The following is a 20,274-nucleotide window of genomic DNA, read 5'->3' as shown; positions in this document are numbered from 1 at the left end:
CCCCTCACGGATCTTGCCGCATATCTTAGTCGGATGTCGAAGTACACAAATACCACCCAGTAGTTAACTACCGGGGCAGAGGTTATAGGGGTTTGACTGCATTGACCGTCCGGGGCGTTGTGGAAAGGTTTATGACGCCCCCTCGAGATGTGGTGATGGAGGCGGTCGTTATGAGCGTTCAACCACCCGACGGGATGATCCGCATTGCCCCACCAATCCCCGCGGTCGGAAAAACGCCCTCAACCACCGGGGGAATGCCCACGTGAGGAAGAGGACCCTCTTCTCAATCGTCGCGTTCCTCGTTTCCGTGGGGTACATGGCGCACACAGTAGATATGAGAGAGATGGTGGAAGCGTTCTCAACGGCGACCCCGGGGTTCGTGGTTATGGCCTTCGGTCTGGCCCTTGCCTCGATACTCGTTTCCACCCTCAGATGGTACCTAGTTTTGAAGAAAGTCCAGGGGACGTGCTTCAGGAGGACCCTGAAGGCCGTACTGAGCGGTTACTACATGATGGCCTTTCTCCCGCCGGGCGTGGGGCACGCGGCGAAGGTCAAGCTCGTGGGGGGCGACTACTTCAGGGCCCTCTCGGCCCTCGCTTTCGGTGTCGTCATCGAGGTTATCATAGTGATAGGGATATCCCTGGTGGTTCTCGGTGCCAGCCTCTGGGGACTCGCCCTCCTCGGGTTCCTCTTCTTGCTCCTGGTCTACGGCAGGGGGGCCTACACCCTCCTCCTGAAAGCAACCCGTTCCCTGAGGGCCCTCAGTCCGGGTGTATCAAGGAGACTGGAGAGCTACGTGGAGCGGGCCTACTCGGGATGGGGGGTGGCCACAAGAGACCCCCGAACCTTAACGGCCGCCGCTGTGCTCTCCGCGCTGGCGGTGTTACTCCAGGTGTGGGGCGTGATGGTGGTCGGAAAAGCCTTCGGGGTCTCGGTGAGCTTCCTCGACGCCCTCAACGCCTTCATCCTGAGTACCGTCTTCGGGGCGGTGAGCGGCATCCCAGCCGGGGTCGGCGCGAACGAGCTCGGCATCACCCTCGCGCTTGGTCCGTCGACGAGGAGCACGATAATCGCTTTCATGTACAAGTTCATCTATCAGTACTCATGGGCCGCTGTGGGGGCGGTCGAGTTCTACAGGACACTGGGGGGTAAAGCATGAGGATAGCGCTCGTCAGTGACTGGTACTACCCGAAGGTCGGCGGCGTCGCGAGCCACATGCATCACCTCGCCCTCCACCTCAGGGAACGGGGCCATGAGGTTGCGGTTATGACCAACGACCTCCGGACGGGAAAGGAGGAAGAGCTCGAAAGACGGGGAATAGACCTCGTGAAGGTCCCGGGAACGGTGAGCCCGTTACTGGGTGTGAACCTGACCTACGGCCTCAAGTCGAACCTTGAACTGGGGGAGTTCCTCGGGGACTACGACGTCATCCACTCCCACCACGCCTTCACACCTCTGGCACTCAAAGCCGTGAAGGCGGGGAGAAAGCTCGGGAAGGCGTCCCTCCTGACGACCCACAGCATCTCCTTCTCCCACGAGTCGAACCTCTGGAGGGCGCTGGGGCTGAGCTTTCCCCTCTTCAACCACTACCTGAGCTTTCCCCACCGGATAATAGCGGTGAGCAACGCGGCCAGAACCTTCATCCAGCACTTCACGGACGTTCCGGTTGAGGTCATCCCAAACGGCGTCGAGGACGAGATTTTCCAGCCGTTGAGCGATCGGGAGAAGGAAAAGGTCAGGGAAGAGATGGGGCTCGAGGGAAGGGTGATCCTATACGTTAGCAGGATGTCCCCACGTAAGGGGCCCCACGTTCTCCTCAACGCCTTTCACAGCCTCTCCAGGGAGGTGGACGACGCTTCCCTCGTCATGGTCGGTTCCGGCGAGATGCTCCCCTTCCTTAAGGCCCAGGCGAGGTTCCTCGGGATCGAGGACAGGGTTAAGTTTCCCGGGCACGTTTCGGGCGACGTTCTCCCACGGTTGTACGCCTCGGCGGACGTCTTCGTGCTCCCCTCCCTGACGGCGGAGGCCTTCGGGATAGTCATCCTTGAGGCGATGGCCTCCGCGGTGCCGGTCGTGGCGACCACATCCGGGGGAATCCCCGAGGTTGTTCAGGAGAGTGGAAGCGGCCTTCTGGTGCCGCCAGGGGACGAATCCGCACTTAAGGATGCCATCTCAAAGCTCCTCTTGGATGGGACCCTGGCGGGAAAACTCGGGAGGGCCGGTAGAAAAGCCGTCGAGGAGAGGTACTCGTGGAGGGTCGTCGCGAAGGATGTGGAGAGAACTTATGAAAAGGCCCTCGAGCTCGCACGTGGCTGAAATTCCAGCGGCCGTCAGCCTTTTAACCTTTTCCGGATGAGGATGGACGAGCGATGACGAACTCTAGGGTATCTGATGCCCGGGACAAAAATGATGAGGGTCAAAAACTGAGCTCACCCCTTTAGGTTCTTTATTTCCTCGAGGATCTTCTCCTCCCGGGCCTCCTCGAACCTCTTGAAGTCCTCCGACTTGGCCAGCAACGTGGCGAACTCGTCTATCTCCTTCTTCTCGAGGAAGGCCCCGGCGAGGAGCTTGCCCGTGTAGTGGTTGTTCTTTATCTCCCAGAACATGTAGAACTCCGGGAAGTTCTCCTTTATCCTTCTGTAGGCGACCCCGTATTTGGAATCCTTCAGAGGGTTCTGCTCGATGTAGAAGTGCCCGGGCTCGAGCTCTATCAGGTGCAGAATCGCGCCTCTCTTCGTCCTGACCAGCTTTACCTTAACGTTCCACTCCTTGAGAACCTCCATGGGCAACACCAAAGGAATATGGAAAGAAGAGTATTGAAACCTTGTTCAGAGGCTCTTGAGGTACTCGGCGTAGGCCTCCGCATCCATGAGCTCCTTGAGCTCCTCCTCGAGGTTGTCCGGTCTGAGCTTGGCTATCCAGTTCCCGTAGGGGTCCTCGTTGATGAGCTCGGGCGAGTCCTCGAGTTCTTCGTTTACCTCAACTACTTCGCCGCTAACAGGGGCGTAAACCTCGCTGACAGCCTTAACGCTCTCGAGCTCGCAGAGAACGTCGCCCTTGTTGACTTCCTTCCCAACCTCAGGGAGCTCGACGTAGGCGAGGTCTCCGAGCTCCTTCTGGGCGTAGTCACTCACCCCGACGAGAACCGTGCCGTCCTCGAGAACCTGGGCCCACTCGTGGTCCTTGGTGTAGTAGAGACCTTCCTTGACCTTGTATTCCCCAACCTCAATCATGAGCATCACCGTTTTTCCCTACGCGGGCAGGAATTTAAACCTTTCTCCTGAAAAAGGCGGCCTCGAGATAGGAAACACCACGGGGATGTATGGATTTGAAGGTGCTGTTCTTTCGAGCTTATTTTACATTGTTGGACAATCATTTGCGTCTGCAAAATCGTTATAACCTTCTTTTATCTAAAATATCATATGAGCCGCGTCTTATTTTATCTTAAGGAAAGACTCGAAAGCATGAGGAAAAGGGTCCTCCACGAGAGGTTCGAGGCATCGAAACTTCCCTCCTGGGAGCGTGTGGTCCTGACCTGGGCGATCCTCATGACCTTCTGGGTGGTCATAACCGGAGACCTCAGGGCAGAAGCTATGGTAACGGGTGCCCTCGTTACGCTGGTTATATCGATCTTCATGAGGGATCTCCTCACGGAGGACATACGCAGGTCAGGGCACATCATCGAAAAGCTCCTGTACTTCGCGTTCATATACCTCCCCCAGTACCTTGTGATAATGGCCTTCCGCCTGCTGGAGAGCAACCTGAAGGTGGCGAGGAACGTGCTCCTCATGGACATCAACCCCGGGATAGTGAAGATAAAGACCGACCTGCGCTCCGACACGGGCGTGGCCATACTGGCGAACTCGATAACCCTGACTCCGGGAACGCTGACCCTTGACGTCAGCAAAAAGCTCGACGGGACCTACGTCTACGTCCACTGGATAGACGTGGAAACTCTCAACAGGGAGAGGGCGGGGAAGAGGATAAAGGGGGACATCGAGGAATGGCTCAAGAAGGTATTCTGGTGAGCGCGTTTTACGTCCTCGTCTTCACGACCATGCTGGTAACCTACCGCGTGCTCAGGGGACCAACCCTTCCCGACAGGATAGTGGGTCTGAACACGATAACGACGAAGGTCGTCGTTGTAATAGCTGTCGTCTCGGTCATCAGGGGTGAGTACTACCTGGTGGACCTCGCGATAGTCCTGCTGATGGTTAACGCCGTCGGCGGGTTGATCCTGGTCAAGTACATGGAGAGGAGAAGCTATGATTGAGGCAATCCTAATGCTCTTTGGAGAGGCGATAATGATCTTCGGGGCCCTGGGGATACTTCGCTTTCCGGACGTCTATACAAGACTCCACGCGGCAACCAAGTGCGATACCGGCGGGGCCATGAGCATAATCCTTGCCCTTGTATTGACGATGGACGCACCGGCCGTCGTGAGGGTCAAGTTCCTGGTGCTGGCCTTCCTTATAGCGATGATAAACCCCATGGTAAGCCACGCCATCGCGAGGGCGGCCTACAGATACGGGGTAAAGCCAGAGGTAGTGGTGGATATGTATGCTTGGGACAATTCTTGACATGATTTTAATAGTGATGATACTGCTGGCGGTGGCCGTGGTTGAAGAGAAGAACCTGGTTAGTGCGGTCGTTAAGTACTCGCTCCTCAGTCTGCTCTTCGTCCTGGCCCTCTTCGAGCTCAGAGCGCCCGACGTTGCCCTCTCGGCGATAGTGGTCGGGGCGATAGTGATAGGCGTCTTCCTCTTCACCATAGAGGAGGTGGGCGAGTGAGAAAGGCCGCTTTACTCCTCACACTGGCCCTTGGGGCCTTCCTGCTCGGGTTAGATTACACCCCCTCCCAGGGCGGCAGCTACGCCTACTACGTCTCCAACTGGAATGAGATTGGAGTCCCGAACCTTGTCTCGGCTATCCTGGCGGGCTGGAGGGCCTACGACAGCCTCGGCGAGGCGAGTCTTCTATTCACCGCCGTTATGGGCTTCTACCTGCTCCTCGGGGGGAAGAAGAAGTGAAGATGAGCACTGTAGTTCGGAGCACCACCAAGATGGTGAGCCCTTTCCTGGTAACCTACGCCGCCTACCTCATGATCTACGGCCATCTGAGCCCCGGAGGAGGCTTCCAGGGAGGGGTTATTCTCGCGGTCGCGGTTATACTCCTCATAACCTCGCACGGTTACCGGAAGGTCAGGAAGAGGTTCAGGTTCAACTGGGCGAGCCTGGTGGAGAGCTCCGCGGGGACACTCCTCGTTCTCCTGGGGATGGCGGGAATCACCTTCGGGGGCTTTTACTCCAACTTCCTTCACACGGAGGGCGGCGTAATCCTGCCCTTTAACGTTCTGGTAGGCCTTGAGGTTGGGGCGGCATTTACGTTCGTCTTTTACATACTGCTGAGGTGGGTCGAGAGTGATTAGCCCGGAGCAGGCAGGGGTTGTGATAATGCTCGTGGGGATATACGGCCTTATGGCCAGGAGGGAGCCGATAAAGTTAGTGCTCTCCATGAACGTGGTCTCCCTCGGGCTCGTCCTGTTCTTCGTCGGCCTGGCCTATTCCCCCGGAAAGGACGTTCCGATAATGCCGACGAACCCGGTCGATCCACTGCCCGCGACACTGATGCTGACCACCCTCGTCGTTGATGTGACGATAACATCGCTCGCCCTGGCCATAGTAATCCGCATGGGGAGGGATGGCCGGTGATTCCTCTTATGGTGGCATTTCCACTCCTGTTCGCGTTCATAACCGTCATCCTGGACACTCTACGGGCGAGAAAACCCCTGATAAAGACCTCCTTCCTCCTCGGGGCGGCTTTCCCGGCGGGGATCTTCCTTATGGAAAACGGAAGGGAGGAAGTGGTCGGTGGTTGGAGCAAGGTGGCCGGTATAGAGGTTGGAATCGGTGGGGTAAACGCCCCGCTCATCGCCGGTGAGCTGATTCTCTTCATCACGGTGGCCTTCTATTCCCTGTCTTATTTCGATTTCAGGGAGAAGAAGACCCCCAAGGTTCTGGCGGTTCTCCTCCTCATGCACGCCGGCTTACTGGGGGCGTTCCTGGCGAGGGACTTCTTCAACTTCTACATTTACATGGAGATAGCCTCGGTTTCGGCCTTCGCGCTGGTTGCGTTTTCGGGGGAGAAGGGAGCTAAAAGGGCCGCCTTCAAGTACCTCATCCTCTCCCTCTTAGCTTCCTACCTCTTCATCTTCGCCCTCGGACTGGTGTACATGGAGACGGGGTACCTCAACGTTAAGCTCGTTGCCGGGACTGCACTCCCGGGCAGAGAGTTAAACGCCGCACTGGGGATAGCGCTCACGGCCCTCATCATGAAGGCCGGAGTCTTCCCCCTCCACTTCTGGCTCCCGGATGCTCACTCAAAGGCCCCCACGCCCGTCAGTGCGATGCTCAGCGGGGCCGTTGTGAATGCCCCAGCTTACGGGATGATGCTCCTGTTCTCGGCGTTGCCGGTTGGGGAGAGCCTGAAAACCGCGGCGTTAACGGTGGCCACCGCTTCCATCTTTTTCGGCGTGGTTATGATGCTCCTTCAGGCGGAGGCGAAGCGTTTCCTGGCGTACTCAACGGTTTCGCAGATGGGTTACGTCCTGCTCGGGATAGGCACCCTTAACTTCACGGGGGCGGCCTACTACGCGCTGGCGCATTCTCTGGCCAAGGGGGGCCTCTTCCTGAGCGTTGGAAGCCTCGGAGGGAAGTCACGAAAGCTCGGGGAGTTCGGATACAGAAACGCTCCGATGATAGCCTTTTCGGTGCTGACGCTCAGCCTTGCCCTGGGCGGAATTTCACCGCTGATGGGTTCCCACGCCAAGGGGCTCCTCTCAGCTGGACTCCCCGCGGCCTGGGGATGGGTTATCCAGATAGGAACCCTCGGAACGCTGGTCTCACTTTCAAAGCTCAACTACCACCTCTCAAAAGGCAGAGCTGGGAAAACAGGGGGCGTTCCCCTTGTGTGCTCCCTCTTTCTCGCCCTCACCATCCTTTTCCTCGGTATTTACCTCGGATCAAGGCCAAAGCCGGTGGAGCTTATCTACATAGGTCTGGCTTTGGTGATTTTCTGGGCGCTCAAAAGAGCGGGAGTACTCGAAAAAGAGCCGAAAGGATACACAATGGAAATCGGGCGAGAAGTCAATGTACTCACGGGGTTCTTCGTCTTCTTCCTCCTGATAATGCTCCTACTCCAGTGGTCTTAGGGTAACCTCCCTCACGACGTTCAGCCCCTCAAGCTCCCCTTTAAGTTCCTCAAGGGTGCCCTTCAGTCCACTCACATCTATGACCGCAGCTATTCCAGCCAGCCCTATGCCCTCAAGCTCCTCGGCCTCGCTGAAAAGTATGTTCACCCCATGTCTTCCGAAGAGCCCGCTTATTTTTGCAAGGACACCGGGTTTGTCCTCAACTATCAGCTCGGCTTCGACGAGCTTCTTTCCCGGAAGGGCTATGCGCTCCATGTGGACCTCGTTGAGGTCGGTGTCCATCTCCAGGAGGAAGTATGCACCTTCCACGATACCGAGCTCGTAGGCGTAATCCCTCGGTATTTCAACCTTTCCAGTCTCTCTTATCCTGACTATCTCATAGTGCCTCATGCTTGGAAGTAACATCAATCTCCATAAAACCTTGTCGGCGGAAGCGTTATTAACCCTGCCGCCGTAAGATTCCAGTATGGAAATCATAGGCTACATCTTCGTCATTATAGCGTTCGCGAGGCTCCTTGCGGAGGTTTTTGAGAGGGTGGGCTACCCCGGCTTCCTCGGGGAGATAACCGCAGGGATGATACTCAGCGCCCTCCTGGTCGAGATGCCGAGGGAGCAGACCTCACTGCTGGCGGAGCTCGGTCTATTCTTCCTGATGATATCGGCGGGTCTGGAGGTAACGCCGGAGGAGCTCCACTACGGCGGAAAGAAGACCCTGCCGCTCTATGTCGTCACGTACCTCGTAATGCTGCTCGTGACCCTGCCCTTTACGGGATGGAGGCTTAACTCCGACGCCCTCATCGTTGCATCCATAATCTCGACGGCTTCGGCACCCGTGGTTCTTAGGCTCAGGCGTTTCTTCGGCGGGGACTTCCTCCACGTTGCCCTCTCCTACGCGGTCATAAGCGAGATAATGAGCCTCTTCATCGTCTACGTTATGGTGCGACTGCACGAGAAACCCGGGAGCTACCTACCGGTCTTCGAGACGGTGCTCAAGGATGCGATCTTCATTGGGATTTTGCTGTACCTCAACTACGTAATAGGAATCAGGCACAAGGTCATGATAATAAGGTTCCTCCGCAGGCTAAAGAGCGATGAGGCGGTCTTCGGTCTCTTCATGGTGTTCTCCACTTCCCTTGCCTTCATCAGCGAGGAGATAGGCCTGCACTTCAGCATAGGTGGCTTCATGGCCGGCTTGATGATGCACAGCGACATGGTGGGGACGAAGCAGTACGACAGGCTCACGACGATCGTCAGCGGTGTTACCTACGGGATATTTGCCCCCATATTCTTCGCCTGGCGCGGCCTGAACTTTGAGACGGAGCTGTCCTTCGTCGTTGTGGAGTTCTTCGTGGTGGTGTACTCGGTAAGGCTGCTCCTCTCGTCGGTTATGGTTAGGCACGGGAGCGTCCCCACGTCACTCGCACGGGGGGCCGGAATAGCGAGCTTCGGTGTCCTCGGCCTTCTCGTTGGTGAGATAGGTTTCGTCTCGGGGGTTTTAAGCCAGCACGCCTACGCCATAGCCTCCCTCGCCAGCGTCCTCGGTGTCTTCACCTCGGCCACGTTGGGCAGGGTAATAAACCACTACAGGTACAGGGCCGGAGAGCCGCTGGATTAAGCGAAACTCCCATTTTTGTGGCCGTTTCATCAGAATTCCAATCGTCGTTCCGCCGTTCGGCATAACGAAACGTTTTTAAGTGCAGTCCGAAGTAGCGATAGAAAACGTGACTTTGACCTGTACCCTTGTAACTCAAAAAAGATAAGGGGGAAACCGGGATGAGCTGGACAACGCCCAGGAGGGCCTTCATTGGGGCCGCCACAGCAGAGGGGGGCACAAAGCTAAACGCCTTCGACAACGCACTCCTCAAGCTCGGCATAGGGAACGTCAACCTCGTCAAGCTCAGCAGCGTGATTCCGGCGCACATCGAGTGGATAGACAGGGTCCACGACGTCCCGACGGGGATGCTTCTTCCGACCGTCTACGCCCACATAGAGAGCGACGAGCCAGGCATGACCATCAGCGCGGCCCTGGGTGTCGGGATAAGTGAGAACAACGAGGGCGGCCTCATCTACGAGTACTCCGGTTACTGCACCCGGGAAGAGGCCGAGGAGATGGTTAGGAGGATGGTCGAGGAAGGTTTCGCCGTGCGCGGCTGGAAGCTGGCCGAGTTCAAGGTCGCGAGCGCGAGCGTAACCGTGAGAGAAAAACCGGCCGCCGCGATAGCCGCCGTTGTGATGTTCCCCTACTGAGGCTCGTCCACCTTTTTTATATCCCTGAAGAGGAAGGAGTCCCCCCTCTTCTCAAAGAGGAGGTTGTATCTAGAAGTTTCAGAGACGGCCCATACCTGAACGAATTCAGAGCCGCCCATCATGTACTCGCTCGTCCACAGGACTTCAAGCCCTATGCCCCTGAGAAACTCCGGGGGAGAAGTCCGGAGAACGACCCTAAAACTGGAATCCCCCAGAGTCTTTTCGAAAAAGTTCCTTACCTCGAGGAAGACAACGTAGGGGTTGGCATCTTCAATCGGGTACATGAATTTGAAAAAACCTTCATCAAGGAAGGCCAAGGGGTACCTGCTCCCGTTGAAAATCACGGTGGAGAGATCAACCCGGGGGTCATCGTTCGAAAGTTCTATCTCGCCCACGAGGTGTGGGACTCCGTATCTTGTATCCTCGTATGTCCTCGGTACGGCGTCTTCGAGGAACCTCAGCAAATCCTTATCTATTTTCTTCCAGTTCATCATTAGGTAACTTAATGGGAAATTATATTAAAAAACTTTCGAAACGATAGAGACCTCAAGGTTTAAAACCCCTTGCCGTACCTAAGGGCGGTGAGAGCGATGGGATTCAACGAAAGGGAGAGAGCCTTCGTAGAGTGGTATCCCCGCGGCTACGGTGTCGGCTTTAAGGTCAAAAGGAAGCTGTTTGAGGTCCAAACGGAGTATCAGAAGCTTGAGCTGTACGAGACGGAGGGCTTCGGCAAGCTCCTCGTTCTGGACGGTACCGTTCAGCTCGTTGAGAGGGGGGAGGAGAGCTACCACGAGCCGCTCGTTCACCCGGTCATGCTGGCCCACCCAAATCCGAGGAACGTTCTCATAATCGGCGGTGGCGACGGCGGGACGCTCAGGGAAGTGTTGAGGCACGAGACCGTTGAGAAGGCCACGATGGTCGAGATAGACGAGAAAGTCATAGAGGTCTCGAAGCTCTACCTCGACGTCGCAAAGGGGGCCTTCGAGGACCCAAGGGCCGACGTTAAGGTCGATGACGGCGTGAAGTACCTAAAAGAAACCGATGAACGTTTTGATGTCATAATCGTGGACTCCACGGATCCCGTCGGCCCGGCGAAGCTCCTCTTCAGCGAGGAGTTTTACCGCTCGGCGTACGAGAAGCTGAACGGGAGGGGCCTCTACGTCACCCAGGCGGGAAGCGTTTACCTCTTCACCAACGAGCTCCTCGACGCCTACAGGGCCATGAAGAAGGTCTTCGATAAGGTCTACTACTTCAGCTTCCCCGTCATCGGCTACGCCTCCCCCTGGAGCTTTCTGGTGGGGGTTAAGGGCGACGTTGACTTCACGAAGGTGAAGGGGGAGAGGGCCGGGAAACTGAAGCTTCACTACTACGACCCGGAGAGGCACGAGACACTCTTCCAGATGCCGAGGTACGTCAGGGAACTCCTCGAGAGGGCCTGAGGTTCTCTTTCTTCCTTTCCATAAACGAGACTGTCAAGATAACAGTGAAGTATTAATTGGGGGGATTAAGGGTAGAAGAATCTTCAAGCGAAATAAGAAAGACATCAGATTAAAAGTTCTGGCCGCAATTCTGTACTACCTTGGAATCTCCCTCAGAAAAAAGTTCATGAGTATTCCAGACAATGAGTCATGAGGTGTGAGCAGGCTGGATAGTCTGGACGCTTACCTGTTCTTGCATAGGGTTCTTAAGTACTGGGGGTGAGCCTGAGTTTGTGATTGATAAAGGGTTTGTGGGCTTTTCAGAGGTTAGGGTTGAGGTTTAAGCAGTTTAGTGAGCGGAGTGTTGTTGAGTCTGTTTTTTCTTTGCTGAAGATGAGGAAGATGTGAGCGAGAGTTACGACCTGGCGACAAAGCTGACCGCTGAATACTTCCTAAAGGAGCTCGGTAGGGAAATGGAAATCGACGTGGAGAGTATAAGGACGTTGAGAAGAAAAGGCGCTTTTGGAGATGACTTTAAGGTCAGCGAGGCCCTAATCGCATTCGCAATGAGCGGCGATGTGAAAGGACTCGTCGAGCGCTTTCCGGAAGGAAAGGGAATAAAATGGGTCAGGAAAAAGTTTGGAACCATTGTTGAACCGGAGGAAATCGAAAGAATATCCAACACCTTCTACCTGGGCGAGCATTATAAAGGGAGGGCCTTTAATTTCGACGGCCTCTGGAAGAGGGAGAGACCCATCGTAAGGAGAGAGCTCCTTGAAAAGGCTAAAGAGAGGTTTAAGCTCGGCGTCATAACGGGAAGGAGCAAACTTGAGCTTAAGTTAGCCGAGGAGCTCATGGAGTTTCACTTTGAGAACGCCGTAACAAGGGAGCTTTATGTAAAGCCGGGCCCCCTGGCACTCTGGCACCTTGCTAAAGGAGAGAACGGAGTTTATATCGGCGATACAGTAAACGACGGCCTTATGGTGGATGGTTACAAAAAAGAATATGGTGCTGATTTTGAGTTCATAATGATAGGGAGGGATGCCAAGGATGTTAACGATGTCATAGAAAATCTCTTAGATACCTTCTAATCCTTTAATAGGGTATTCAGGGATTCCAATTATGTTTTGTTTAGTACTTTGTAAAACTCCTCATAGCTCTTCCCAATTTCATGTTCAAACTTCTCTCTAAGCTTTTCAATATCAAATTCTCCTTTTTCAGCGAATCTGAGAAATTCTTCAATTTTGTCCTTTGAGAGCTCCAAAATCTCATTGATGAACTCCGGAGAGTCGTTGAGAAGGGCTTTTGCGTAAGTGGTCAAATATTCAAAGGATGTACCTCCGAAATTCTCGATTCCTTCAAATTCCGAAACAAAGCTTAGGAAGGAGATACCAATGAAGTAGGGAAGTCCGATGACTGCTTTCATCATATCATCGTGGATTTTTGCATCCGCGGTGAAAACCTCGGCATTGAACTCCTTGAAAATCTTTATCACGGGATTAACATCTTCTTCCCTGCCCTCGACCGGAACCACTATAAACCTCATCCCCTCGAAGCTCTTAGCCCCGGCACCGAACATCGGATGAACGCTGCAGACCTTAACCCCCTCCGGAAATCTTTTGTAGGTCTCCATCACATCCCTTTTGAATGTTGAGATATCGAAAATAACCTTCCCTTCGCTTTTTTCACTCAATTCCGCAAGCTTTTCCAAAACCCGTGGTGTCTCTTCGAGGGATCTGGCAACTACAATCACCTCGGCCCACTTAAAAAGTTCCTCAATCGAGCCAAAGAACTTAAACCCGCCCGCATGTCTCGAGTATATTCCAACTTCATGTTTTTTACCGAACTCTCTGGCAAACAGTTTTCCCATTTTTCCATAGCCTACTATTCCTATGCGCATTCCTTAACCTCCCTGATTATTCTAAGCCCCTCCCCGAGCCTTGGGTCAACGAGAGAGATCCTGATGAAATTCCTGTAGCCACCAAAGGCCACCCCCGGGAAGACGGAAACGCCCCTTTCCAAGAGCCTTTCAGCGAAGCTAAGCCCATCAACCTCCGTCTTAACGAAAAGGTAAAAGGCTCCATCGGGCTCGTAAAATTTAAAATCTCTCAGTATCCTTGAAGCGAGCCTCACCCTTTCTTTGTAGATCTTGACAACTCTTTTTTTGACCTCTTCTCTAATCTCCAGCGCTTTAACACCTGCCCTTTGAACAAAGACTGGAACACAGGTAGTTGTTGCCTCAAGAAACCTCCTCATGGCATTAATTTCCTCTCTCTGTGCTATCGCATATCCCAGTCTAAATCCTGTCATGGCGAAGAGCTTTGAGAAGCCCTTAACGGTTACAACATTATCATAAAGTTCCCTCGCCGGTGTGAAGGGTTTAAAGGCTATATCAGAATAAATCTCGTCGGAAAGAACTTTAACTTTCTCCTCTTCAGCCATTTCAAGAATTTCTCTGAGTTTATCTTTTGGAAGAATTTTTCCGGTTGGGTTGTTTGGATAGTTTAGAACGAGCAGGTCAACATCCAGTCTTTCCATTTCCGGCTCCCAGCCATCTTCAAAGGAAGTTTTGAAAATTTTGACATCTTTTCCAAACTCCCTGGCTATGCTCTCATAGGCCTGCCAGTGGGGGGAGATTATACCAACCCGCTTAGCCCTTAAAATTTGGGAAGCGATTAAAATCTTCGAGCCGTTCCCTACTATTATATCATCCTTCCCAACACCCTCAACCTCTGCTATCTTCTCCCTGAGCTCGTCCAATCCGGGGGTTTTCGTATAGCTCGTTTCACCCCTTCTTAAAGAACCCACTGCCTCTTCTATTATCCTTTTATCCACACTTATATCCGGCTGACCCGCATCCAGCCTTATCCCGGGCTTGAGGGAGGAGATTTTGTTAAAAAACTCATACACGTTGAACATCCCTGCAAGCCTCCAGTATCTTCTCGAAAACCTCTTTAAATCTGCCGGCTCTCTTGAGTAATTCCTCCTCTCTTTTCTCATCCCTTATGGGCAAACCCAGCTCCCTCTTTATTTTCCCAATCTCCGTGACAACCCTGACCCTCTCCTCCAAGAGCTCGGCTATTTGTTTATCAATCTCATCTATCTCTTTCCTAAGCTCATGAATCCTTTCCAACCCAACCACCTCAGCAAATGGTCTGCCAGAACAAAAGCCATCATGGCTTCAACAACAGGCAGAGCCTTTGGAACTATGCAGGAATCAAACCTCCCGGTGAGCTTTATTTCGGTCTCCTCCATCCGCTCTATGTCAACTGTTTTTTGTGGCTTGTAAATTGAAGGGACCGGCTTAAAGGCAATTCTCGCAACTATAGGCATTCCGTTGCTTATCCCGCCCAAAATGCCGCCACAGTTGTTGGTCTTCGTCATGATTTTCCCGTCTTTGATAACAAAGGGATCGTTTGCTTCACTTCCCCTAAGCTCGGCTATTCTAAATCCCAGACCAAATTCAACCCCTTTCACAGCTGGAATTGCAAAGAAGGCTTTGGCCAAGTCTCCCTCTAAGTCTTCGTCGTAAGGACCGCCAATGCCGGGGGGGACGTTTATAGCAATAACCTCCACAACGCCCCCAACGCTGTCTCCTTCATTCCTTGCCCTTTCCATTTCTTCGAGCATTTTTTGGAAAGCTTCCTCATCCGGACAAAGTTTTGAGCTAAAAACCTCTTCGACACTCAAATCCTTTGCCTTTACCTTTCCAATGGATTTTATGTATGCTCTCACCCCTATCCCGGCTTTTGATAAAATTTCCTTCGCGAAGTAGCCGGCTATCATCATCCCCGCCGTCAATCTGCCGGAGAAAAATCCCCCGCCCCTGTAATCGTTAAATCCAAAATACCTGATTCCGGCCGTATAATCACTGTGTCCGGGCCTTGGGGTGTTTTTTATTTTTTCGTAATAAGACGAATCAACATCCCGGTTCTCAATGATTACGGCTATGGGCGAGCCAGTTGTAAAACCGTTGAAAACGCCCGAGAGAATCACCGGCTCGTCCTTCTCTTTCCTCTTGGTTGAGAACCTCTCAATACCCCTTCTCCTCTCAAGCTCGGCCTTCATCTTTCCAATATCAACTTTAATCCCCGGTGGAACTCCCTCAACCAAGACGCCGACGGCCTTTCCATGGCTCTCGCCGAAGAGCGAAAATCTAAGCATTTTTCCCATCATCGCCAATCAACCCCTTTAAATCCTCAAAGAACTTCGGGTAAGACTTTTTGACGCATCCCTCGTTCAAGATGAGGCTTCTTCCCTTTGCACCCAGGGCGGCAATTGTCAGCGCCATCGCAATCCTGTGGTCATTTTGTGGATTTAATACAGCGCCTCTAAGCTCGCTCTTGCTTATCATTAGACCATCGTCGAGCTCTTTTAATTTTGCACCCATATTTGTCAGATTTAGGGCCATAGCCCTTACCCTGTCGCTCTCTTTGTAGCGCAAATGTTTCGCCCTCAAAACCGTCCTTCCTTCGGAGTAAGCTCCTAAAACCGCCAAGATGGGGAAGAGGTCGGGAAAGTCCCTGCAGTCAACTTCCTGACCGACCAGCTCATCCCTTTCAACCTCAACGTAACCCCGGGCAACTTTCACTTTGGCCCCAAAATCCCTCAAGAGGTCAAGGATAGCCTTATCAGGCTGAACGTCATTCCTATCAAGTCCTTCAACTCTGATTTTGCCGAATATCGCCCCGGCCACCAAAAAGAATGATGCCGATGAATAATCACCGGGAACCGAGAAATGTCTGGCTTTTATTCCCTGGATAACGTGGAACACTCCACCGTCCCTTCTAACCTTAACGTTGGCCCGCTTTAGTGTTCTGAGCGTTACCTCAATGTAGGGTTTTGAGACGGGGTTTAGAACTTCTATGCTGAGCCCAATCCTGGCCCCCAAAAGGAGAAGGGCGGTGATGAACTGTGACGAAATGCCCCCATCAACCCTCACGTAATCCCTTTTTATTTCTCCACCAAAAACCCTCACCGGCAAAAAACCACTTGATTTAGTTTTAGTTTTTATTCCCAAATCGTTCAGAGCTTTGAGCAAAGGGCCCATGGGGCGCCTTCTTAAGGATCCCTCTCCATCTATCACGCTCTCTCCATTCGCCAGGGCACTGATCCCTATGGATAACCTCGCGGTTGTTCCCGATTCAAGGGCGTTGATCTCAGCCGGCTTAACTTTCCCCGAACTTTCGACAAGGTTCCATTCTGCCTCTGATCCAAACTTCCTTATGGCGTTTAGCGTTGCGAGGGTATCCTTGCATATCAGCGGGTTCTCTATTTTCGTTTTCCCCTCCGAGAGCAATCCCAGAAACAGTGCCCTATGGGTATAGCTCTTTGAGGGGGGAGCCCTGATTTTTCCGTCTATGGTTTCTATCGGCGTGATCTCTATCATCTGCTCACCTCAGCGTTGTTATTAAAACCTCCCCATGATCCTCCCAAACATCCGCGACTTTTTCGGGCTCCTCAGTTATGGCAAACATTGCGGGACCCTTCCCAGAAAGTCCGGCAATTGCTCCGGCTTCCAGGGCTTTGGCAACGGGCTCAAGGTCGTACCCCAAGAAAGATCCGTACACCAGTCCGTTCAAAACCAGGGCTTTTTCCCATTCTCCCATTAATGCCAGCCTAAAGGCTTCCTCAACGTATGGGGCGAGGACTTTGAAGTTTTTGTTCTTTAAACTTGACGTCAGAACGGTTTCTTCGGGAATCAGCAAAACCACGGATTTTTTCTCGACTTCTTCTCTTTTCAGGAGTTCGAGCTTTCGATTGTCCGTCAGGCATAGATCCCCGAAATAGGAAGCACAGGCATCATCAAACGCCCCCGTTAAAGTTACACCGGCCCTCTTGGCAGCTTCAACGCCGAGCTTAACAACCTCAATATCGGGCAGCTCAATTTTAAGCTCCCCCAAAATCGCCCCTGTCAAAGCGTTAGCCACGGCTGAACTGCTCTTTAACCCCTTCCCCACCGGTATTTCTGAGTCTATTCTAACCTTAACACCGAAATCCAAACCGAATTTATCTTTGATCGTCTCCACAACTGCTTTAACAAGTGAAAAATCCTCAAATCTCTCCCTTCTAACCCGGATTTCACCGCCAACCCCTTCATCGATCAGCTTAACCTTGGCACTGACCCTTAAATCTATCCCAACCGCGCCCCCCTTTCCAGTGGCAAAGGCATTGACTACCGTTACCGCGCTATTGCACATTTTTAAGCACCTCAAGGGCAACATTACGCATGAATTCAACGTCTGGTTTTATTCCGGTCCATAGCCTGAAGCTCTCGGCTCCCTGGTATACCAGCATCCACAATCCGTCAATGGTCAAACAGCCGGCTTCTCTTGCTTCCATTAACAGTCTGGTTTCCAGGGGGGAGTAGACGATATCAAAGGCAACCTGGTTTTTCTTCAAAAGTTCCCCGGGGACTGGACTCCTATCCTCGTTCATCCCAATGGGTGTGGCATTTATCACGATATCTGCCCAGCTCGAGTAGTATTCCAGTCTCCCCTTGCTCAGCTTCTCCCCTTTGACACCGAACTTTTCAAGCTCTTTCGCTTTCCTCTCCGTTCTGTTAAGCACCACAACTTCCGTTAGCTTTGAGAGAGTATAAGCTATTGCCCTCCCCGCCCCTCCAGCTCCCAAAACTAAGATGCGCTTGTTCTTAATTTCCACAAAGCGCTTTAGGGCTTTTAATGCCCCGATGCCATCTGTGTTGTATCCAACGAACTTCCCCTCTCTATTCACTATTGTGTTCACGCTCCCAATCACCTTGGCATCGTCGGAAATTCCATCCAAAAACTCCAGAATTCGCTCTTTGTAGGGCATCGTAACGTTTAGTCCCTGAATCCCCAAAGCCCTTGCCCCTTTAACCGCCGACTCTAAATCATCAACTTCAAAGGGCAGATAAACAGCGTTGATTTTGTGTTTCTTGAATAAGGCGTTGTGAATTGCCGGACTCAGGGAGTGCTCAACGGGCTTTCCGATTAATCCATAAAGTTGGGTGTTAATCATCTCCACCACCTATCATCTCCGAGAGAAGCCTCATTTCTTCAACGCTCAGCTGTCCAGGTGCGGCTGCCTCACCCAGGGAGGCGTACGTAAAAGGGCTTAAAACCAAGCTAAAGACCCGTGAAATCTTTCCCTTTTCACCCATGCAGAAGGCGATGAGGTTTTTTTCGTATTCGTAGAGCCTCACAACCCTTATGTTATCGATGTAGTGCTCCGCAAAGGTTACTATTTTTATGATATCCCCCTTGAGCTCTCTCATTTCATCCAACAGTGCTTTGAGTCTTTCGAAGCTCGGGGTTCCCTCAAAACCGTGGTATGAAACGATGATCCCAACTCCCATCTTCCCTGCCAGTTCAATAACATCCCTCACGATGCTTGATTTAAACTCAACATCAACGAACGCCGGTTTTATGTCCATTAACTCCTTGAAGAGCATCAGCCTCTCTTCATCATCGATCTCCCTGAACCCTCCCTCTTCCTTTGAGCGCACGGTGATTATAAGCCTCTCAGAGAAGGGCGCAAGTTTTTCAATTCCTTCAGGGCTTTTCAGGGCATCGACTCTGAGCTCATAGAGGTCAGCCGTACCGGTTTCGATGAGTCTAATTGCTTCATCGATGCTTTCTGCTTTAATTGTGCCCGCTATCATCCCTCATCGCCTCGAGAACGGTTGAAACTGTTTTCTCATCAACTTCCCTTACGGCAACTTTTCCGATGTCCTCCGGAAGGACGAAAACCAATCTCCCATACCAGGCTTTTTTGTCCATTTTCATGACTTTCAGAAGTTCTTTTGGTTCAAAGCTGTGCTTCTTTGGGAGATTAAATCTGTCCAACAACTCTTCGACTTTTCCAGAATCGAAGCCGTTGATTTTTTCCGCTATCAGTGCACTTGCCATCAAGCCGATGGAGACAGCAAAGCCGTGCTTTATCCTGTAACCCGAAACCTTTTCCATCGCATGCCCAACGGTGTGACCGAGATTCAAAATTCTCCTCCTTCCCCTTTCCCTCATATCCTTCTCAACGATTCTTAGCTTCACGTTTACGCATTCCCCAATTAACCCTTCATCGATTCCTCTAAAGAATTTGAGCTTCCTGTAAACCCCTGAATCAAGAATCCCATACTTGACGACTTCACCGAGTCCGTTCAGGATTTCAACCTCCGGGAGAGTTTTCAGTGTTTCCGGGTCGGTTATAACGAATTCTGGAAGATAGAAGGTTCCGATGATGTTTTTGCCCTCGAAATTTATCCCCGTCTTCCCCCCTATGGCGGCATCAACCTGAGCTAAGAGCGTTGTGGGAATCAGACCCAGATACGTTCCCCTCATAAAGGTAGAGGCGACGAAAGCCGCCAGATCAGTTACAACTCCGCCTCCAAGCCCAATTATCAAGGACTTTCTTGTGAAACCAATCTCAAGTAGCTCTTTCCATATCTGCCGGGCGGTTTCAAGGCTTTTGAATTCCTCGCCATCGGGAATAACGATTGGAGTAGCACTTACTTGCTCCAGGATTTTCCCAAGCCAGAGCTTTTCAAGGGTTGTATTCGTTATTATCGCTGTTTTATAGGGGGAAAGCTCATCGACAAAACTTTTCAGCTTCTTAATGCTGCCTTTTCCGATTACAACCCCCATTTTCTCAGATCCTCCATGAGCTCTTTGAATCCATCAAAGTCCAGCTGTTGCTTTGAGTCCGAGAGCGCCTTTTCGGGCTCCGGGTGAACCTCAACCATAACTCCATCCGCCCCGACGGTAAGGGCAGCCCTGGCTAAAGGCTTAACCAAACTCCTCCTTCCGGCTGCGTGAGAGGGGTCAACTATTATCGGAAGATGGGACAGCTCTTTAACGACCGGAACCGCTGAGATGTCAAGGGTGAAGCGCGTTGAGGTTTCAAACGTTCTAATGCCCCTCTCGCAGAGGATTACATTTTCATTTCCCCCGGATAAGATATATTCCGCCGAATAGAGCCACTCCTGAATCGTGCTGGCAAATCCCCTCTTTAGAATAACGGGTTTGTCCGTTTTGCCGACTCCCCTGAGGAGATCAAAGTTCTGAGCATTTCTCGTCCCGATTTGGAGGATATCAACGTATTTGGACACGAGCTCAACCTTCCTTGTATCCATGACCTCACTGACCGTGACCAACCCGAACTCTTCTCCGGCTTTTTTGAGCCATCTCAGGGCTTTCTCTCCATGCCCCTGGAAGGAGTAGGGGCTTGTGCGGGGCTTAAAAGCCCCACCCCTTAGGACCTTGACCCCAAGCTCACTCAAAAATTCCGCGGTTTTCATTATCTGCTCCTCTGTTTCAACGGAACACGGGCCGGCTATTACCGTAAACCCCTTTCCGAATTTAACCCCCTTAACCTTAACAACGGTTTTAGCTTTGTACTCCCTGCTGAATTTAAACATTA

Annotated in this window: 28 protein-coding genes; 14 read left to right on the top strand and 14 right to left on the bottom strand. The window is 52.3% G+C overall.

Annotated elements, in window-relative coordinates; all coding sequences use genetic code 11:
* The first annotated feature begins 262 nt into the window (after positions 1-262).
* Together A3L02_RS04880 and A3L02_RS04875 are read left to right on the top strand one after the other, a co-directional pair.
* Positions 263-1,159, top strand: coding sequence for a lysylphosphatidylglycerol synthase transmembrane domain-containing protein (locus tag A3L02_RS04880; protein ID WP_088862886.1), 897 nt, complete (start codon positions 263-265; stop codon positions 1,157-1,159).
* Positions 1,156-2,316, top strand: coding sequence for a glycosyltransferase family 4 protein (locus A3L02_RS04875; RefSeq protein WP_088862885.1), 1,161 nt, complete (start codon positions 1,156-1,158; stop codon positions 2,314-2,316). The genes A3L02_RS04880 and A3L02_RS04875 overlap by 4 nt, the downstream gene beginning before the upstream one ends.
* Positions 2,317-2,429: 113 nt before the next feature.
* On the opposite strand, the gene A3L02_RS04870 is transcribed toward A3L02_RS04875, so the two are convergent.
* Positions 2,430-2,783: a DUF7132 family protein gene (locus A3L02_RS04870; protein ID WP_088862884.1), complete on the bottom strand. Its 354-nt coding sequence runs from the start codon at positions 2,781-2,783 to the stop codon at positions 2,430-2,432.
* A 45-nt stretch (positions 2,784-2,828) separates the two neighbouring features.
* Positions 2,829-3,233, bottom strand: coding sequence for a glycine cleavage system protein GcvH (gene gcvH / locus A3L02_RS04865; RefSeq protein ID WP_088862883.1), 405 nt, complete (start codon positions 3,231-3,233; stop codon positions 2,829-2,831).
* Between the two features lie 189 nt (positions 3,234-3,422).
* Here gcvH and A3L02_RS04860 point away from each other — a divergent pair, with 189 nt between their 5' ends.
* From A3L02_RS04860 to A3L02_RS04825, 8 genes are read left to right on the top strand one after another with little or no spacing between them, the layout of a single operon-like run.
* The gene (locus tag A3L02_RS04860) at positions 3,423-4,028 is read left to right on the top strand and encodes a Na+/H+ antiporter subunit E (protein WP_088862882.1); all 606 of its coding nucleotides are present in this window, start codon (positions 3,423-3,425) and stop codon (positions 4,026-4,028) included.
* Complete coding sequence (locus tag A3L02_RS04855) at positions 4,004-4,273, top strand: monovalent cation/H+ antiporter complex subunit F (protein WP_088862881.1); 270 nt, start codon at positions 4,004-4,006, stop codon at positions 4,271-4,273. The genes A3L02_RS04860 and A3L02_RS04855 overlap by 25 nt, the downstream gene beginning before the upstream one ends.
* Positions 4,266-4,580 (top strand): monovalent cation/H(+) antiporter subunit G, encoded by a 315-nt coding sequence (gene mnhG / locus A3L02_RS04850; RefSeq protein WP_088862880.1) that lies wholly within the window; start codon positions 4,266-4,268, stop codon positions 4,578-4,580. Before A3L02_RS04855 ends, mnhG begins: the two co-directional genes overlap by 8 nt.
* Positions 4,561-4,791 carry a hydrogenase subunit MbhD domain-containing protein gene (locus A3L02_RS04845; RefSeq protein ID WP_054834395.1) on the top strand — a complete coding sequence of 77 codons (231 nt, stop codon included), beginning with the start codon at positions 4,561-4,563 and terminating at the stop codon, positions 4,789-4,791. The genes mnhG and A3L02_RS04845 overlap by 20 nt, the downstream gene beginning before the upstream one ends.
* Positions 4,788-5,030 carry a hypothetical protein gene (locus tag A3L02_RS04840; protein ID WP_088862879.1) on the top strand — a complete coding sequence of 81 codons (243 nt, stop codon included), beginning with the start codon at positions 4,788-4,790 and terminating at the stop codon, positions 5,028-5,030. Before A3L02_RS04845 ends, A3L02_RS04840 begins: the two co-directional genes overlap by 4 nt.
* Complete coding sequence (locus tag A3L02_RS04835; protein ID WP_088862878.1) at positions 5,027-5,428, top strand: Na(+)/H(+) antiporter subunit B; 402 nt, start codon at positions 5,027-5,029, stop codon at positions 5,426-5,428. The genes A3L02_RS04840 and A3L02_RS04835 overlap by 4 nt, the downstream gene beginning before the upstream one ends.
* Complete coding sequence (locus A3L02_RS04830; RefSeq protein ID WP_088862877.1) at positions 5,421-5,711, top strand: cation:proton antiporter subunit C; 291 nt, start codon at positions 5,421-5,423, stop codon at positions 5,709-5,711. Before A3L02_RS04835 ends, A3L02_RS04830 begins: the two co-directional genes overlap by 8 nt.
* 8 nt (positions 5,712-5,719) lie before the next feature.
* Complete coding sequence (locus A3L02_RS04825; RefSeq protein WP_237268647.1) at positions 5,720-7,210, top strand: proton-conducting transporter transmembrane domain-containing protein; 1,491 nt, start codon at positions 5,720-5,722, stop codon at positions 7,208-7,210.
* Here the strand turns inward: A3L02_RS04825 and A3L02_RS04820 are convergent.
* On the bottom strand, positions 7,193-7,600 hold the full coding sequence (locus A3L02_RS04820) for an ACT domain-containing protein (protein ID WP_088863834.1): 408 nt from the start codon (positions 7,598-7,600) through the stop codon (positions 7,193-7,195). The two genes, A3L02_RS04825 and A3L02_RS04820, sit on opposite strands and share 18 nt — an antisense overlap.
* Before the next feature lie 76 nt (positions 7,601-7,676).
* On the opposite strand from A3L02_RS04820, the gene A3L02_RS04815 reads away from it, so the two are divergent.
* A complete protein-coding gene (locus tag A3L02_RS04815) occupies positions 7,677-8,825 on the top strand; it encodes a cation:proton antiporter (protein ID WP_088862875.1) in 1,149 nt (382 codons plus the stop codon).
* A gap of 158 nt (positions 8,826-8,983) precedes the next feature.
* Complete coding sequence (locus A3L02_RS04810; protein ID WP_088862874.1) at positions 8,984-9,457, top strand: pyruvoyl-dependent arginine decarboxylase; 474 nt, start codon at positions 8,984-8,986, stop codon at positions 9,455-9,457.
* Here the strand turns inward: A3L02_RS04810 and A3L02_RS04805 are convergent.
* Positions 9,451-9,951: a hypothetical protein gene (locus A3L02_RS04805; protein WP_088862873.1), complete on the bottom strand. Its 501-nt coding sequence runs from the start codon at positions 9,949-9,951 to the stop codon at positions 9,451-9,453. The two genes, A3L02_RS04810 and A3L02_RS04805, sit on opposite strands and share 7 nt — an antisense overlap.
* 96 nt (positions 9,952-10,047) lie before the next feature.
* Here A3L02_RS04805 and speE point away from each other — a divergent pair, with 96 nt between their 5' ends.
* Together speE and A3L02_RS04795 are read left to right on the top strand one after the other, a co-directional pair.
* Entirely contained in the window at positions 10,048-10,896 is an 849-nt protein-coding gene (gene speE, locus A3L02_RS04800; RefSeq protein WP_088862872.1) for a polyamine aminopropyltransferase, read from the top strand.
* A 383-nt stretch (positions 10,897-11,279) separates the two neighbouring features.
* Positions 11,280-11,966: an HAD family hydrolase gene (locus A3L02_RS04795; protein WP_088862871.1), complete on the top strand. Its 687-nt coding sequence runs from the start codon at positions 11,280-11,282 to the stop codon at positions 11,964-11,966.
* A gap of 29 nt (positions 11,967-11,995) precedes the next feature.
* On the opposite strand, the gene A3L02_RS04790 is transcribed toward A3L02_RS04795, so the two are convergent.
* From A3L02_RS04790 to aroF, 10 genes are read right to left on the bottom strand one after another with little or no spacing between them, the layout of a single operon-like run.
* The gene (locus A3L02_RS04790; protein WP_054834477.1) at positions 11,996-12,775 is read right to left on the bottom strand and encodes a prephenate dehydrogenase; all 780 of its coding nucleotides are present in this window, start codon (positions 12,773-12,775) and stop codon (positions 11,996-11,998) included.
* Positions 12,766-13,794 carry a pyridoxal phosphate-dependent aminotransferase gene (locus tag A3L02_RS04785; protein ID WP_088862870.1) on the bottom strand — a complete coding sequence of 343 codons (1,029 nt, stop codon included), beginning with the start codon at positions 13,792-13,794 and terminating at the stop codon, positions 12,766-12,768. Before A3L02_RS04785 ends, A3L02_RS04790 begins: the two co-directional genes overlap by 10 nt.
* Positions 13,778-14,017, bottom strand: a complete 240-nt coding sequence (locus A3L02_RS04780; RefSeq protein WP_237268646.1) for a chorismate mutase — start codon at positions 14,015-14,017, stop codon at positions 13,778-13,780. Before A3L02_RS04780 ends, A3L02_RS04785 begins: the two co-directional genes overlap by 17 nt.
* The gene (gene aroC, locus A3L02_RS04775) at positions 13,975-15,051 is read right to left on the bottom strand and encodes a chorismate synthase (protein ID WP_088862869.1); all 1,077 of its coding nucleotides are present in this window, start codon (positions 15,049-15,051) and stop codon (positions 13,975-13,977) included. The genes A3L02_RS04780 and aroC overlap by 43 nt, the downstream gene beginning before the upstream one ends.
* On the bottom strand, positions 15,032-16,264 hold the full coding sequence (gene aroA / locus A3L02_RS04770; RefSeq protein ID WP_088862868.1) for a 3-phosphoshikimate 1-carboxyvinyltransferase: 1,233 nt from the start codon (positions 16,262-16,264) through the stop codon (positions 15,032-15,034). The genes aroC and aroA overlap by 20 nt, the downstream gene beginning before the upstream one ends.
* A gap of 4 nt (positions 16,265-16,268) precedes the next feature.
* The gene (locus A3L02_RS04765) at positions 16,269-17,090 is read right to left on the bottom strand and encodes a shikimate kinase (protein WP_394335151.1); all 822 of its coding nucleotides are present in this window, start codon (positions 17,088-17,090) and stop codon (positions 16,269-16,271) included.
* A complete protein-coding gene (locus tag A3L02_RS04760) occupies positions 17,065-17,877 on the bottom strand; it encodes a shikimate dehydrogenase (protein WP_088862866.1) in 813 nt (270 codons plus the stop codon). The genes A3L02_RS04765 and A3L02_RS04760 overlap by 26 nt, the downstream gene beginning before the upstream one ends.
* Positions 17,870-18,520 (bottom strand): type I 3-dehydroquinate dehydratase, encoded by a 651-nt coding sequence (aroD, locus tag A3L02_RS04755; RefSeq protein WP_088862865.1) that lies wholly within the window; start codon positions 18,518-18,520, stop codon positions 17,870-17,872. Before aroD ends, A3L02_RS04760 begins: the two co-directional genes overlap by 8 nt.
* Positions 18,501-19,499 (bottom strand): 3-dehydroquinate synthase, encoded by a 999-nt coding sequence (gene aroB, locus A3L02_RS04750; protein WP_088862864.1) that lies wholly within the window; start codon positions 19,497-19,499, stop codon positions 18,501-18,503. Before aroB ends, aroD begins: the two co-directional genes overlap by 20 nt.
* The gene (gene aroF / locus A3L02_RS04745; RefSeq protein WP_088862863.1) at positions 19,487-20,272 is read right to left on the bottom strand and encodes a 3-deoxy-7-phosphoheptulonate synthase; all 786 of its coding nucleotides are present in this window, start codon (positions 20,270-20,272) and stop codon (positions 19,487-19,489) included. Before aroF ends, aroB begins: the two co-directional genes overlap by 13 nt.
* Positions 20,273-20,274: the final 2 nt, after the last annotated feature.

Origin of the sequence: Thermococcus celer Vu 13 = JCM 8558 (assembly GCF_002214365.1) — an archaeon.
GTDB lineage: Archaea > Methanobacteriota_B > Thermococci > Thermococcales > Thermococcaceae > Thermococcus > Thermococcus celer.
This window is presented reverse-complemented; position numbering and strand designations above follow the sequence as displayed.